Raw genomic sequence first — 15,143 nt, 5'->3', positions numbered from 1 at the left:
TTCGCAATTCATCATTCGTAATTCGTAATTGAAACACTAACATTCAACACATGAGTAGGACCACCGCAAGCATCATTACCATTGGCGATGAACTGCTTATAGGACAAACAATAGATACCAACTCCGCCTGGATGGCCCAGGAGCTGAATGCGTTGGGTATCTGGGTACACCGGCGTGTAGCCATTGGCGATGTGCGGGAAGATATACTGGATACGCTGGCAAAAGAGGCCGGTTATTCAGATATTGTACTGATAACGGGAGGGTTGGGGCCTACGGCAGATGATATTACGAAGCCCACCCTGTGTGAGTATTTTGATACGAAGCTGGTGCAACATGAACCCACGCTGCAATGGGTATTGCATATCTTTGAAAGTCGTGGCCTGCCTATATTGCAGCGTAATGTGGATCAGGCGATGGTGCCGGAGGCATGTACGGTTATACGGAATGAGAAGGGCACCGCGCCGGGAATGTGGTTTGAAAAAGAGGGAAAGGTATATGTGTCTATGCCAGGTGTGCCCTATGAAATGAAGTATATCATGCAGAGTTATGTGCTGCCGCAGCTGGCGCTGCATTATAAAACGCCGGCGGTGCTGCATCATACGCTGATTACCTCTGGTATGGGAGAGTCCTTTGTGGCAGAAAGACTGACAGCTTTTGAAGCGAAGTTGCCACCACATATCAAACTGGCGTACCTGCCCAGTTTCAGCCTGCTCAAGTTGCGGCTCACCGCCTTCGGGGAAGATAAGCTCACTACCGCAGCGGAGCTGAGCCTGTATTTTCATGAGATGATGGCGCTGTTACCGGATATTACGGTGACAGACAGGGATATTCCGATTGCAGAAGTGCTGGGACAGCTGCTGAAGGAAAAAGGGAAAACGGTAGGAACGGCAGAAAGCTGTACCGGCGGACTTATCGCCAGCTGGATAACAGATATTCCCGGTAGCTCCGCCTACTTCAAAGGTAGTGTGGTCACCTATTCCAACGATATGAAAATGAAGCTGCTGGGAGTGAAGCCAGCTACACTGCAGGCACACGGCGCTGTGAGTGAGGAAACGGTGAAGGAAATGCTGGGTGGCGCACTGGCTCTCCTGGAAACGGACTATGCTGTGGCGGTATCCGGTATTATGGGCCCTGACGGCGGTACGGAAGAAAAGCCGGTAGGCACGGTATGGATTGCCGCGGGCAGCAGGGATAAAATGGTGACTGTCAGGTTCCACCTGCGTTATGACCGGGAGCGGAATACCCAGATGGCCGCTGTTTACGCCATCAACGAACTGCGTAAACTGATCTTGCAATAAGGATAATGGCGCGCGCCGAATTGAGACAATTCCCTTAAATTTGTCGCGCACTAAAAGTTAAAAACAATCTTATGGCCATTGTAGAATTGGTAATGCCAAAAATGGGGGAAAGCATCATGGAAGCCACCATTTTGCGCTGGCACAAAAAGGCGGGAGATCACGTAAAAGTGGATGAAACCGTTCTGGAAATTGCTACAGACAAAGTGGACAGCGAAGTTCCGTCCATTGCAGAAGGTGTCATCACCGAACTGCTTTTCAAGGAAAATGATGTAGTACCGGTAGGTACTGTAATTGCCCGCATTAATACCAATGCCGACGCAGCGGCCAATACTGCGCCTATACCTGCTGCTCCGGTAGCGTCAGAACCTAAATTTACTGCTGCTGCTGCGCCCGTTGCTGCGGCTGCACAGGAAGCGTCTGCAGCGCCTGCTGCCGGCGGCGCTAAATTTTATTCTCCGCTGGTACTCACCATCGCGCAACAGGAAGGAGTTTCCTTTGCCGACCTGGAAAGAATCCCCGGCTCCGGCGCTGATGGCCGCGTGACCAAAAAGGATATCCTCCAATATGTGGCTGACCGTAAAGAAGGTAAGGTAATAGCAGATGTAACGCCGGCTCCGGCCGCCGCTCCTGCCGCTGCCGCCGCCTCCCGCACCCCGGCAGTTGCCGCCACCGTTGCTTCCCCTACCTATAACGGTAATGTGGAAATCATCGAAATGGACCGCATGCGCAAACTGATCGCCAACCACATGGTGATGAGCAAGCAAACCAGCCCGCACGTGACCAGCTTCGCAGAAGCCGATGTGACCAACATGGTGAAATGGCGCGACCGCGTTAAAGGCGAATTTGAGAAACGCGAAGGCGAAAAACTCACTTTCACCCCCCTCTTCGTTGAAGCCATCGTAAAATGCATCAAGCGCTTCCCGCTGATCAACTGCTCACTGGACGGAGATAAAATCATTATCAAGAAAGATATTAATATAGGAATGGCTACTGCATTGCCTTCCGGTAACCTCATTGTACCGGTGATCAAAAATGCAGATATGCTCAACCTGGTAGGCCTCAGCAAACAGGTGAACGGCCTGGCCAATGCTGCCCGCCAGAATAAGCTGAAACCCGAAGATACCCAGAGCGGTACCTTCACCCTCACCAACGTTGGCACCTTCGGCAGCCTGATGGGAACCCCCATCATCAATCAGCCACAGGTAGCCATCCTCGCTGTAGGCGCCATCAAGAAACGCCCGGTAGTAGTAGAAACAGAACAGGGAGACTCTATCGCCATCAGGCACATGATGTACCTCTCCATGTCCTACGACCACCGTATTGTAGACGGATCTCTGGGCGCTACCTTCCTGACAGCCGTAGCGCAGGAGCTGGAGAATTTTGATCCCAAACGCAGCGTATAGGATAATTACGAATTACGAATTACGAATTGCGAATTACGAATGAGAACGCGAAGATTAAAACGAAGATTAAAGGGAATATCTAATAGGCATCACCTTTAATCTTCGTTTTAATCTTCGCGTTCTCATTCGTAATTCGCAATTCGTAATTCGTAATTTGAAAAAATCTGCACAATAAAAAAGGCTCACTATAAAAGTGAGCCTTAATTTCTTGGTGCCCGAATAAGGGATTAATAACGACGATCACGGCCACCACCGCCGTATCCACCGCCACGGTTGCCACCGCCACCTTTAAAATTATTATTCGGTTGTTTAGGTCTTGCTTCGTTTACCATCAGTTGTTTGCCTTCGACTTCGCTGCCGTTCAAACTATCCATAGCCTTTGATCCTTCTTCCTGATTAGGCATTTCCACAAAACCAAAACCACGGGAGCGGCCGGTTTCATGGTCTTTGATAACCTTAGCGGAGGTAACCTCTCCAAATTCGCTGAAAATCTGATGGAGATCTTCATCGTTCAACCTATAATGCAGGTTGGCTACGTAAATGTTCATGATAACTGAAATTAAAAAAATGAAAAATAATATACTGAAGTTATGAAATTAACGCTAATAAAAAAGTCGAACGGTAAAAATATTTCCAACAGGCTCGAATCCTGACAAAGATATGATTGTTAAACCCTTTGTAGTAAAAGATACCGGCTATTTCTAAATATACAACTAATTACTTGTATCAGCAGATATTGTCTGGCTTTTCTGCCCTTTTTTTCGTAAATTCAGTATCAGATCCATTAAATTTATTTGTTATGGGAACGCTTAGCGAAACCTGGTTTGCAGATGGATACATTGATTTTGAACTGAAGAAATATACTCTGCTTTCCTACCTGCAGGAGATCCACCGCCATTTTAACCAGAACAAACTGTACCCGCAGCTTTCCGACATCATCTTCCATTTCAACAATCTGCGCGCCTTCCGGGAGAACAAGCAACTGCTGGAGCAACAGTTTCCCAAACGGCTTACAGCCGTCAACCTGGAGAAACTGCAGCTGCTGTATGAGCAACTTAGTACGGATGACGAACTGATGGATGAACTGGAAGATATTATCGGTTACTCGCTGTCACAGATGAACAACACGATTAAAGACGGAACGGAAATCTATGAATTTGTGCAGCACCAGCTGAAGATCTGGCCGGTAGGGCTGGTACCGCTGGAAACCACCAATGGCTACCTGCTGCTCTGCGATGGCCGCTACAGTGATACGCTGGTATATTCCTACCAGCTTACCATCTTCGAGCGTCATGATGAAAAGTACCGGGGCATACGCACGGAATATGTAGAGGCCTATACGAAAGACCTGGTACATACCTGCGAGCATATCAAAACCATCCTGATACGCAAACATGCGCAGCAGCCCAATCCGGCGGTATATTGTGTGGAAACGCCGCTGGTATTGCCGCTGAATGAAACATTGTTGCCGGTTGCCAAACGGAGCCTGGTGCGGTTTATTGCGCTGAATGCCGCCTGATTACTTCAGGGGCGGCGGTGCTGTGGCGGCGTCAAAGCGGACTTCCAGCGCACGGTCTTTCATAAAGGGAGCATAGTACTGCGCCATTACCTTTCTGATCTTGTCCTTTGACTGCTCTATATATATGGTATTTGCCTCCAGCTGCGCGCGGGAGGTCTGGTAGAGTTTCTTCTGTACTGCCGTATAGGCTTCATCGTCCTGGGAAAGAAAAAGCCCTTTACGGGTGGAGGTTTCCATCCGGTCCATCTTCAGCTCATAGCTGAGCAGGCGGGGAGCCGGCAGATCGATGATGATCTTTTTAGGGGTCATCTCTACTTTAAAATCTTTCTCATCTACATGCACACCGTACTTCGCCTGGTAGGGAATAGATACCCAGACAGTATTTTCCAGGAAGGTTTTCCTCAGATTATCGGTCCAGCTGCCGTCGTTTTCCAGATTGCTGCGTTTGATGCTGGCGTTTCCCTGTACATCCAGGCTGGCCAGTTCCGCTATTTCTTTTACAATGATGCTGTTGGAAATAACCTGCTGGCTGACCTCCGTACTACCGAAACGCTTGCCCAGCCAGAAGGTGAGCAGCCCGATCAGGATGAAGGCAACGACATAGAAAAATTTCTTCATGAAGATGACAGATTGGTGAACTAATAACACAGTCAGGAAAACGGCGCCCGTAAATTACAGAAAAGCACCGGCTTTATGATCGTATGTCCGTTAGCGTTATCGGGTCAGGGAAGCAATCAGAGCTGCATGCTGCGGATAGGCAGCCTGCAGGGTGGTTCTGTCTGCCAGCTCAAAGTCGGCGAAATCGAACCCCGGCGCCACGGTACAGCCGGTAAGGGCAAATGCACCGGGTATCTCTACGCGGGAGGCAAACCAGTTGCCGGCAGTAATAACTACCTGCAGCTGTTCTCCTGCAGCAGGGTTACGCCCCAGCTTATGCACCTGCAAGTCTCCGCCGGGAGCTATCTCATAAATCATCAGCGTCTGTCCATCATAAAAATGCCATATCTCATCGGCAGCTATCCGGTGGAAGGCCGAGAACTGCCCTTCTTCCAGCAGAAAGTAAATAGAGGTGGAAGCATTGCGGTTACCGGACATGCCGGCAGGCAAAGTGCTCATATCCAGCATCCATTCGGAGCGGTAAGTTTCACGGAAGGAGCCGCCTTCAACATGGGACTCCAGGTTTAGGTGTTCACGCCACTGCGCTGCTGTGTTGTGCATATTTTATATTATGTTGTGCGTAGGTAATATTCTGACAGCGGAAAGGTAAGGAAAAACTACTTTTTCGTATAGATGTCAGGTTTATGAAGCTGCATCATTTTTTCGGGATTAGGGATGCCGGTAAAGCCGAACTGCTCATACAGGCCGTGTGCATCGGAGGTGACGAGCATTATTCTTCTTAAACCTGCCACGTCCGGGTGGGCTATAATACAGCGCATCAGGAATTTAGACAGCCCCCTGCCGCGGTAGGCTTCCAGTACAAACACATCTGCGAGGTAAGCGAAGGTAGCATAGTCGGTAATCAGCCGGGCAAAGCCCACCTGCTGCTGATGATGGTATAGCCCGAAGCACAAGGATCCCTGCAGCGATTTCTCTACTACGCTGCGGGGAATATTTTGTGACCAGTAGGATTCATGCGCCAGATAGTCATAAATCACTGCTGTATCCAGCTTTGATTTGTCGGTGGAGACCAGGAATTCACCTTCCTGTGTTTCAATGGTTGTCATGTCTGTAGTAACGGTTTGTTACTAAAATAGACATTTTTTTTAACTCGCCACAGCTACGGGTACGGCCGTTGCCGCCGGCATGTGCGCAATGCTGCCATGACCGGCATGAGCAAACCAGGACGGCGTTTCCCCGTTAAACTCCAGGTAATCGTGAATAAACATAGCCTGGTTGTAATAAGGGGTGCGGGTAATTTCCCAGCGCGGGGTATTCACCTGCTGTAAGGCACGCAGTGCTGCCCTGAAGCGGGCCATACGGGCAAACAGCTGCGGAGGTAACCCTACCACCGTTGTGAAGATTCGCTCTACTGTTGGCTTGGACATCCGGAAGGCTTTTGATAATTCTTCCATATTGATGTTCCCCTGCCTGGATAACAGCATATCCACCATTTTATCCACCTGTTTAAGAGCCGGATTGCCGGCAGATAATGCCTGTTCATATGCATGGTTTAATATGCCGGGTATGTCTGACTGGCCAGCCTGCGCCAGCTGCACGGCTAACGCATTCCAGGCGCTATTGTCCTGCGTGGCCAGGTTGCGGTAATAGTTGGTGAATGACTGTACGTTCATTCCCAGCAAACGATAGCAGCCATAGGCATTCAGCTGAACGATCACCATTTTTACAGGCCCCTTTACCTGCAGGTGACAGGCACAGGTCAGATGCCCGATTACTGCCTGCTGTGGCAGTGTGAAGGCAGCGTGTTGCGCAGGTTTTACCGAGGCCTCTCCCTGCTGGATAAATACCATGTACTGATCTCCCAGGGCAAATAACTGCTGCGGTAGCTGTATAAGCCCCCTGGTATTATCTTCCCAGAAATAGTATTGCTTTACAAATGGACGGAGTGCGTCCCCTGGATGGTAGATATGGAAATTCATAGGTGCAAAAATGTGGTGTTAATGGATATCGCTATCGCTGCAAGTCACACCATGCGCTAAAGTGGCGATTCTTAAAGTAAATATATTATAAAATTTTAGTATTTAGTAATTTTATAATACATTTTTTAAAATAATTACGAATTGCGAATTACGAATTACGAATGAAAAGCGAAGACCGAAGCGGATATTATCGCTTCGGTCTTCGCTTTTCATTCGTAATTCGCAATTCGTAATTCGCAATTATTTTAAAATCCCCAATTAATCCCTTTTTCCGTCGCCGGCACGCCGGATTCCAGCCATTGCGGCGCAGGAGCGCCTTTCAGGAAGTGGTCAAAAAACTGCTGTTCACGGCGCTGGATATCTTTCCGGTTCTGGCGCTGTACCAGGTTATGGGCTTCGTTGTTGTAGTTCAGCATCCAAACGGGCTTGCCTAAACGACGCAGACCGGTGAACAGCTCAATACCCTGATACCAGGGCACTGCGCCGTCGGCATCATTCGCCATTATTGCCAGTGGCGTGGTCACGCGGGGCAGATTGAACAGCGGAGAATTTTCGATGTACAGTTCCGGCTTTTCCCACAAGGTGGCCCCGATGCGGCTCTGCGAATGTTCGTACTGGAACTGCCTGTTCATACCACTTTCCCAGCGGATACCACCGTAAGCGCTGGTCATATTGGCAACAGGAGCGCCTGCCCATGCAGCTTTGAACAGCGGCGTCTGTGTAATCAGGTAAGCTACCTGATAACCGCCCCAGCTCTGTCCCTGGATACCCATGTTCTTACCGTCGGCCCACGGCTTACGCGCAATATCTTCTGCGGCGCTTACAATGTAATCATATGCGCTCTTGCCGGGATATCCGTTTTCGTAGGTAATATCCGGTGCAAACACCAGGTAGCCGCGGCTCACAAAGAAGGAGATATTCAGCCGGGAAGGCGTAGGTGCCGGTGCATGATAGTTAAACAGGCCATCCGTCAGCTTTTCATAGAAATAGAAAATAACGGGGTATTTTTTATTGCTGTCGAAATCTTCTGGTTTATAGAGTATGCCTTCTGCCTGTTTGCCGCTGAAGGTGGTCCATTTGTACAGTTCTGCAGTTCCCCAGTTATAGCTTTGCTGCTGAGGGTTGGTGCTGCTGATCTTTACTGCTTTCGCCATTTCTTCGCCGGTATAAACATCGGGAGAAGCGGTGTAGCTGGCCCTGGTAAAGGCATATACAGGTGCGTCCTTTGCGCGGATCAGCTCAGGATAACTGTTTGGGCTGAAGACCAGCTGTTTGGGCTGCTGTTTTATCTTTCCTGATTTACCGGGTAAACGCAGGGAGTAATAACCATTGTAACGGGTGCTGTCTGAAAAAGCAGACAGGATCAGGGTTTCATCAGCCTTGAAAAATTTCTGCTCTGCATCCAGCCGTACCTGGCGGAAGCGTATTTTATTCCGGCGGCCTTCGCCTCCTGTCAGCAGGAAAGCCGGGCGTTTCCCGGAAGGATCTGCCTGCCAGATATCATAACGGTCATATATCAGCACTGCCTGGTCGTCCTGCATCCAGCCGGCCATACCATAGGCTTCCGGTACATCCGGATGATCGTCTTCCTCATCAAAAACAGCGGTGGTGATACCTTTGCTCATATTCACCGTGGTACCGGCAGTGTTGTTATAGGCAACCCATTCTTTGTTAACGAGGTCATACCAGCTGATATAATTGCCGGCGGGAGAGATAAGGAAGAAGCCATCCAGCCTGTCCTTGATTTTCTTACGGGTACCGTCTTCCAGGTTGATGAGATAAGCGGTTTTAAGCGTGCGTCCTATCCATTGCAGGGAAATACGTTCTCCTTTGTCGGTATATCCCAGTGCGTAAGGTCCGTCATTTTTTGCCGGCACCACTACGGTTTCCATGTCTTTGTCTGCCAGCTGAATCATGCGCCTGGCTGCCGGATAATATACGGCAGCATAGCTTCTTTTAAGTTCCTTATCCGCATTTTTCAGCTGCATGGGCTGCAGGTAATCATCTTTATAATTCCAGATATCTACTTTAGCTACTTCGAAATCAACGATGGTGGTATCCTTTGCAGGCAATACCGGCGCGGTTCCGAAGAAAAGCCGTTTTCCTTCTTCGCTGAAATAAATGAGGCTGTTGGCGCTGATTGTCCAGTTGGAAGGCACGCCGCTGGTGTTTTTGTTCACCGCAACGATGGCGCTGTCCTGCCCCGGTTTGTAATAATACAGTTGATAGAACTGCTGTAACGCTCTGGCACTGTCGCGCGTACCGAAGTAAGCGGCCTGTTCACCTTTTTCGTCGAAGGCAAACTGTTTATAGTCGCCGTAACCACGACTCAGCGTATCTGCTTTGCGGGTGGCGGCATGCCACAGCAATACGCCGGTGCGGGAAAGGGAATCTTTTTTATCGGATGTAATGCTGATGAGCAGGTTGTTGCCAGGTTTGCTGATGGCATAATCTGCCACATTTTTAATGGTATCCTGTATGCCGGTGTGCAGCTGACGGATCACCAGCATACCACTCTCAGCGCTGCCTGCACCGCTTTTGTCATCGTCGGCACGGTCGCTGTCCGTATCTTTTCCGGTTTTTGTTTTTTTACTTTTAGCACTGTCTGCCGCCGGTTTCTCTGTTAAGAAAGCCAGCAGGCCACTGCCTTTGGCAGGTATTTTAAAGGATTTTACACCAGGAAATTTCACGATGCCGGGCTTACCCAGTTCTATGATACCGATGGAATCCTTCGGCATTTCAGGACCTTTCTTTTTTTTGATTTTCGCTTCGCGGGTATCTTTATAAAAAGGTTTGATGCTGAAAACCACATGACGGGAATCCTGTGAAATAGCAGGACTGCTACCCCGTGGAACGGTGACAGACGTAGCTGTTTTGCGGTCATAGATGACAAGGGAAGCATCTCCTTCCTGTGGCGTGACAGTATACACCACCCATTGTCCGTTGTTACTGATCAGTTGTGTACCGATACTCTGCCAGCTGTCATACACACTATGATCCAGCGGCTTCTTTACAGGTTGCTGTGCATAAGCAAAAGTGGCCCCCAGCATAGAGAAGGCCAGAAACATATTTCTCATGTTCGCAAAATAGCTAAGATATTTTATTATTTGAGATTTTATTATTTGGGATTTGTAGCTCATAAAGATGACTTCTATGCTGTTTGGTAGCCATTTTTACCGGTTCCGGTGGTAATTTTTACCGCTGTAATCTCAAATAAAAAAGTAATCAAATAAGCGATGCCTTCCGGAAGTCCGGAAGGCATCGCTGTCAGCTATAAATCTCAGATAATAAAATAACCCGATCTCAGCTAATTATTCCCAGCCTGGATTCTGACTCATCTTACCGCTGGGGTAGAGGGCAATCTGTCCGCTGGGGATGGGTTGCAGGTAATTTTTCGGATCTGCGAATGTGCGGGAGGCGGCAGCTGGTTTGTAAGGTAAAAGGTACCCTTCCGCATCGGTGATAATATCAGGATTGGGGCGGACTTTCGCGCCTCTCCAGATGTCTTTGTTACTGGTATTCAGGTAATCGCCTTTGGCCCAGCGCATCAGGTCATGGAAGCGGAAACCGTCGAGCATCAGCTCTACTCTTCTTTCGCGTCTTATTTCCCAGATGAGGGACGGTACCTGGGGATCTCTGGCGGGGTCCGTATAGGCGGTACCGTTAACAGCCGCCTGGTCGCCCAGCACCTGGAGGGCGGGCATACCCACACGTGCGCGCAGGAGGTTGACGGACTTGTCAAGGTCTGCCTGCACGAAGGCGTACTGGCCCATAGCGCTGAGTTCTGCAGCTGCTTCCGCATAGTTGAGCAGCACTTCTGCTAACCAGAACAGGGGGGCATCAGTATCGTTGTATGGCGCCAGCACATTGGACACCAGCGGCTGAAGGAATTTGGTCGGGCGATATCCGGTGCTGCTGCTGCGTCCTTCTACCAGTTTGGTATTGTAGCATAATACGGTATCAATGGAGAGAAGCAGCCGTTTGTCCCGGTTGGCCCTGGTGTTGATGATGGTGTCATCTCCCTTGTAAAGCGGAGATAACTTTACCGGCAGTCCGTCTGTACACAGGTAGGCATCTATGGCGGATTTGCTGAGTCCTGATTCCTGTGTGCTGCTGGTGAGATAACCTATTACGGAATGCGTCAGGTAACCCGGAAGGTATTTCTTGTACAGGATGATTTCCTGGTTGTTGGCGAGGTCCAGGGAATTGTACTGGGTAACATAATCCGGCGACAGCTTAAAGGTACCGGTCATGAGTGCTTCACTGGCTTCTTTGGCTGCTTTCAGAAATTTATCTGCTTCGGGCAGGGCTACCTTCACATGGTATTTACGCCAGGTGCCTTCGTACAGGCATACCCGTGACTTCAGCGCCAGTGCCACGCTCCGGTTGATGGTGTTGGGAATATCCTTTTCACGGAGATTGGCCACGGCGAAGTTGAGATCGGACAGTACGCTGTCCATCACCAGGGTGCGCGGATCGCGTGGTTTATAGATCAGGTCCGTATTGGTGATGTCCATGGATTTACCGATCCAGGGAGCATCGCCGTAGTCTTTTACAATATTGAAATAGGTGAGTGCGCGGAAGAAGCGGGCAACGCCTTTCCAGTGGTTTTTAGCTTCGTCTGCCATAGGTACCTGGTCAACACGTTCCAGCAGTACGTTGGCTTTGCGCACATAGCTGAAATCCCATTTGGTGCCGCCGGTGCCGGCAGGAATGTTCTGTGTGAACCTGGCAAATGCCGGACTGGCCTGATCGTCAGAGAAGCTGGTAAAATAGAAATCACCGAAGGTGGCGTTGTTGCCGTATCCGGGAAACAGCTCATAGAAGCCCCAGTTGTAACTGCGGACATTATCTTCCGAACGCCAGAAAGTGTTATCATCGAACTGGTCCGGCAGGCCTTTATCTACATATTTCTTACATCCGGTTGCTGCCAGGATGGTGGTTAATATAACGGGTAAGTATAAACGCTTTTTCATGAGTTGTCTGTTTAGAGTGTAACCTGTAATCCGAAGGAATAAGTACGCTGGAAGGGGAATGTTCTGCCGAAGATGTTAGCTTCGCCGGTGGTGATTTCCGGATCCAGCGGAACGCCTACATTGCTGATTTCGCCCAGGTTCTGACCGCTGGCGTATATGCGTAACCGTTGTATGTGCATTCTTTTCACGAGATGTGAAGGCAGCGTATATCCCAGGGTAATATTTTTCAGCCGGAGGTAAGCCAGGTTCAGCAGGTATTTTGACTGCGGGTAGAAGTTGTTGCTCCCGCTGAGCAGGCCGTTGATGGTGCCGTTGGTGTTACCCGGGAACGGACGCGGGTATTTGGCGTCCGGATTACTTTCTGTCCAGAAGTCCAGCTGATGATCATAGAGGATATCATTGCCGCGGTACAGCGGGAGGGTGATATCGCCGAGGCCCCAGTAGTTCTGTTTGCCTACACCCTGGAAGAGGATGTCCAGGTCCAGCCCCTTATAGGTAGTACCTATACGGAAGCTGTACTGGTAGCGGGGCAGGCTGTTCCCTATTACTTTCAGATCGCCGTGATCATTGAGGGTAACCTTACCGGCATTGATGACGGAATCGTTGTTAAGGTCCTTGTATTTTACGTCGCCCGGACCAAACACAAAGTTACCGGAGGCGAGTTTTTTCTGATCCGGCAGTTCGCTGATTTTATCGTCTTTGGTAAAGAAGCGGTCTGTTTCAAAGCCCCATATTTCTCCCAGCACTTTGCCTTTGTAGTTCTGTGAGAGCAGCATGGAAGGGTTGTTCCATTCGGTAAAAACGGTTTTGCTGTCCCAGAATGCTACGGTGCCATATACCTGCCAGTCTTTATTGATACTGTAATTGGCATCTATGGCTATTTCATAGCCGCGGGTACGGAAGCTGCCGCTGTTTTCGCGGGGAGCGGATACGCCGAAGGTAGCAGGTATTTCCTTGTTGGCGAGCATGTTTTCGGTGTTGCGCTGGTACCAGTCAACGGTAACGCCTATATGATTATTGAACAGGCTGATGTCGGTACCGATGTCCAGTGTTTTCACCCTTTCCCAGGTAAGGTTGGGTGCTACGGCTCTTGGCTGATCCACGCCGAGGGCGAGGTTTCCGCCGTTTACCCAGTTAACGGTGCTGGCAGTCATGGCCGGGATGTACCATTTGCCGCCCATATCCTGGTTGCCGAGTGCGCCGTAGGAAGCGCGGATTTTCATATCGCTGAGCGTGCGTCTGAATGTCTGCATGAAAGGTTCTTCAGTGAGCCGGTAACCCACGGAAGCGGAGGGGAAGAAGGCCCAGCGGTTGTTATATGGGAATGCGGAAGCGCCGTCGTAGCGGCCGTTCAGCTCCAGCAACCATTTATCTTTAAATACATAGTTAACACGCCCGAAGAAGCCGGCATAGGCATTTGCCAGGTGGCTGCCGTCTACCAGCTGATCGCCGGATGCGAGGGTTATTTCAGGTTTGGTCGGGTCGAGATAGTTACGGTGGTAAGCGCCGTAGTTGATGGTATCTGCATCCTCTGCATTCACACCGGCCATGAGTTTCAGGGAGTGGTCCTTGTTGAGTTTTTTATCGTAGGTGGCGTACATGTTAAAGGTATTCACCTTGTAGTTGCCAGCCTGGTAAGACACTACATCCTGGGATGGAGAAGCGATGTTGTTTAATGCGAGTGCGCCGGCAGCCCAGAAGTCCCATGCCGTTACCTTTCCGCCTATCACGTGCCGGGTGGAATTATCGCGGCCGATGGTATAGTCGGCACGGATGTTCAGGTCTTTGGTGAGTTTGAGCGTAGCGCCGAGGTTGACACGGGAATAGTTATCTGTCACCGTATTGGTTTGTGCCGCTGCAAGGTAGCCGGGTGTATGGCGGAAATATTTCCCCTGGTAGGTGCCGTAGGGGAAATAGGCGCCCCAGCGCCACAGGTACTGGAAGTAACTCTGGTATTGATAAGGATAGTCGTATTTGAAATTGCGGTAGAGCATTTTTACATCTACATCCAGCCATTTGTTGACAGAAGCGTTTACGCCTGCGGTGATGTTATATTTCTTCAGGTTGTCCGGGTTCATTTTCATGATACCACCGCTGTTGGTATATCCGCCGGAGAGGTAGTAGGCAATTTTTTCACTGCCGCCGGAGATGCTGATATTCTGTATCTGCTGTGGCGTCCATTTTTTGAGCATCATGTCTTTTACGTCCCATACCCGGTAGAAGTAGGTAGGCCCTTTGGGGTTCAGCTCAAAGTCTTCGCCGGGAACCATTTCAATGCCATTGCGGTTACCGGCATATTGTTCCTGCCATTTTTTAATGCCGTCTCTGAGTTTGGCGAGCTGCATACCGAACAGTTCGGGGGTGGTGGTACCAGCGCGTACGCCGGCATCGATGAGGCCGGACAGTTCTTTTACCGGATCAGCGAAGTCGGGCAGGGCGGTAGGGGTGCTCCAGCCAAAGTTGTTGGAATAGCGTACGGTGCTGCGGGTATTGCGGCCGCCGCTTTTTGTTTTGATGAGCACTACGCCGAAAGCTGCTCTGGCGCCGTATATGGAGGTAGATGCCGCATCTTTCAGCACAGAGATGCTTTCAATATCGTCCGGATTAATCAGCGTGAGGTCGGGCGTTTCCACGTTGTCTACCAGCAGCAGCGGGCGGCTGGTACCGTTGATACTGCCTGTTCCGCGTATGTTGATGGCGGGCGCCTGGGTAAGGCCGCCGTTGGAGAAGGAGATGTTCAGCCCCGGAACAATGCCCTGCAGGGCTTTTGACGGATCGGTGATAGGGCGGCTCTGCATGGTTTTAGCCACGTCTACGGTAGTGACTGCGCCGGTGAGGTTGGCTTTTTTCTGTGTGCCGTAACCTACTACTACCAGCTGTTCCAGCGAGCGTTCATCCGGTTCCAGGCCGATCTGGTAATCCTTGTTGCCGGTGACGGGCACATTCAGTGATTTGTAGCCGATGAAGGTAATGTGGAGGGTGGTAGTACCGGCAGGAACCTGCAGGGTAAATTTCCCGGCGGTATTGGTGACAGTACCTGTTTTTCCGGCCATGACGGTAGCCCCGATGATGGGCTGCTGGTTGTTTTTGTCTGTCACCGTTCCTGAAATCCCTGTCTGGGCAAAGGAGCTGGCATAAAACAGCAAAAAGGCGAAAGTGATGAGTATCCTTTCTTTCATGATAGAGGATTTAGAAATTTGGTTGCAATAGGTTACTGAAATAGTTAATCTCGTGAATTACAGTTATTTGGTTGATGATAGCCAGTGTTGGTACTTCCAGGGCGCACGTTATGTCGTTGGCACATACACGGTAGCTTTGCTGCTTCATGCGTTTTCTTGCATGAAAATATG

General features: G+C 50.0%; 11 protein-coding genes. 3 read left to right on the top strand and 8 right to left on the bottom strand.

Translation table 11 applies throughout. The annotated features are described in order from the left end of the window. Positions 1–50: 50 nt before the first annotated feature. Together GWG06_RS24100 and GWG06_RS24095 are read left to right on the top strand one after the other, a co-directional pair. Complete coding sequence (locus GWG06_RS24100) at positions 51–1,298, top strand: CinA family nicotinamide mononucleotide deamidase-related protein (RefSeq protein WP_127043493.1); 1,248 nt, start codon at positions 51–53, stop codon at positions 1,296–1,298. Between the two features lie 71 nt (positions 1,299–1,369). Beyond that, positions 1,370–2,701, top strand: a complete 1,332-nt coding sequence (locus GWG06_RS24095; RefSeq protein WP_160716555.1) for a dihydrolipoamide acetyltransferase family protein — start codon at positions 1,370–1,372, stop codon at positions 2,699–2,701. A 227-nt stretch (positions 2,702–2,928) separates the two neighbouring features. Here the strand turns inward: GWG06_RS24095 and GWG06_RS24090 are convergent, their stop codons facing one another. Beyond that, on the bottom strand, positions 2,929–3,249 hold the full coding sequence (locus tag GWG06_RS24090) for an RNA recognition motif domain-containing protein (protein ID WP_127043495.1): 321 nt from the start codon (positions 3,247–3,249) through the stop codon (positions 2,929–2,931). Positions 3,250–3,500: 251 nt separating this feature from the next. On the opposite strand from GWG06_RS24090, the gene GWG06_RS24085 reads away from it, so the two are divergent. Next, complete coding sequence (locus GWG06_RS24085; RefSeq protein ID WP_127043496.1) at positions 3,501–4,220, top strand: hypothetical protein; 720 nt, start codon at positions 3,501–3,503, stop codon at positions 4,218–4,220. On the opposite strand, the gene GWG06_RS24080 is transcribed toward GWG06_RS24085, so the two are convergent. The 7 genes from GWG06_RS24080 to GWG06_RS24050 form a co-directional block, all read right to left on the bottom strand. Continuing rightward, positions 4,221–4,838: a DUF4230 domain-containing protein gene (locus GWG06_RS24080; RefSeq protein ID WP_160716553.1), complete on the bottom strand. Its 618-nt coding sequence runs from the start codon at positions 4,836–4,838 to the stop codon at positions 4,221–4,223. A gap of 96 nt (positions 4,839–4,934) precedes the next feature. Further along, positions 4,935–5,438, bottom strand: a complete 504-nt coding sequence (locus tag GWG06_RS24075) for a cupin domain-containing protein (RefSeq protein ID WP_127043498.1) — start codon at positions 5,436–5,438, stop codon at positions 4,935–4,937. Positions 5,439–5,494: 56 nt separating this feature from the next. Then, positions 5,495–5,944 (bottom strand): GNAT family N-acetyltransferase, encoded by a 450-nt coding sequence (locus tag GWG06_RS24070; RefSeq protein WP_160716551.1) that lies wholly within the window; start codon positions 5,942–5,944, stop codon positions 5,495–5,497. Positions 5,945–5,983: 39 nt separating this feature from the next. Further along, entirely contained in the window at positions 5,984–6,817 is an 834-nt protein-coding gene (locus GWG06_RS24065; RefSeq protein WP_160716549.1) for a helix-turn-helix domain-containing protein, read from the bottom strand. 245 nt (positions 6,818–7,062) lie between these two features. Further along, positions 7,063–9,894 carry a S9 family peptidase gene (locus tag GWG06_RS24060; protein WP_235938509.1) on the bottom strand — a complete coding sequence of 944 codons (2,832 nt, stop codon included), beginning with the start codon at positions 9,892–9,894 and terminating at the stop codon, positions 7,063–7,065. Positions 9,895–10,128: 234 nt separating this feature from the next. Further along, entirely contained in the window at positions 10,129–11,793 is a 1,665-nt protein-coding gene (locus tag GWG06_RS24055) for a RagB/SusD family nutrient uptake outer membrane protein (RefSeq protein ID WP_160716547.1), read from the bottom strand. Positions 11,794–11,804: 11 nt separating this feature from the next. Next, positions 11,805–14,972, bottom strand: a complete 3,168-nt coding sequence (locus GWG06_RS24050; RefSeq protein ID WP_160716545.1) for a SusC/RagA family TonB-linked outer membrane protein — start codon at positions 14,970–14,972, stop codon at positions 11,805–11,807. Positions 14,973–15,143 lie beyond the last annotated feature (171 nt).

Origin of the sequence: Chitinophaga solisilvae (assembly GCF_009928525.1) — a bacterium.
In the GTDB taxonomy this organism is placed as follows: Bacteria; Bacteroidota; Bacteroidia; order Chitinophagales; family Chitinophagaceae; genus Chitinophaga; species Chitinophaga solisilvae.
This window is presented reverse-complemented; position numbering and strand designations above follow the sequence as displayed.

What these genes read in the sequence shown, in the direction of transcription:
- GWG06_RS24065 (WP_160716549.1), bottom strand. Translation starts at nt 6,817, where the DNA reads ATGAATTTCCATATCTACCATCCAGGGGACGCACTCCGTCCATTTGTA.
- GWG06_RS24095 (WP_160716555.1), top strand. Translation starts at nt 1,370, where the DNA reads ATGGCCATTGTAGAATTGGTAATGCCAAAAATGGGGGAAAGCATCATG.
- GWG06_RS24085 (WP_127043496.1), top strand. Translation starts at nt 3,501, where the DNA reads ATGGGAACGCTTAGCGAAACCTGGTTTGCAGATGGATACATTGATTTT.
- GWG06_RS24060 (WP_235938509.1), bottom strand. Translation starts at nt 9,894, where the DNA reads ATGAGAAATATGTTTCTGGCCTTCTCTATGCTGGGGGCCACTTTTGCT.
- GWG06_RS24100 (WP_127043493.1), top strand. Translation starts at nt 51, where the DNA reads ATGAGTAGGACCACCGCAAGCATCATTACCATTGGCGATGAACTGCTT.
- GWG06_RS24055 (WP_160716547.1), bottom strand. Translation starts at nt 11,793, where the DNA reads ATGAAAAAGCGTTTATACTTACCCGTTATATTAACCACCATCCTGGCA.
- GWG06_RS24080 (WP_160716553.1), bottom strand. Translation starts at nt 4,838, where the DNA reads ATGAAGAAATTTTTCTATGTCGTTGCCTTCATCCTGATCGGGCTGCTC.
- GWG06_RS24070 (WP_160716551.1), bottom strand. Translation starts at nt 5,944, where the DNA reads ATGACAACCATTGAAACACAGGAAGGTGAATTCCTGGTCTCCACCGAC.
- GWG06_RS24090 (WP_127043495.1), bottom strand. Translation starts at nt 3,249, where the DNA reads ATGAACATTTACGTAGCCAACCTGCATTATAGGTTGAACGATGAAGAT.
- GWG06_RS24075 (WP_127043498.1), bottom strand. Translation starts at nt 5,438, where the DNA reads ATGCACAACACAGCAGCGCAGTGGCGTGAACACCTAAACCTGGAGTCC.
- GWG06_RS24050 (WP_160716545.1), bottom strand. Translation starts at nt 14,972, where the DNA reads ATGAAAGAAAGGATACTCATCACTTTCGCCTTTTTGCTGTTTTATGCC.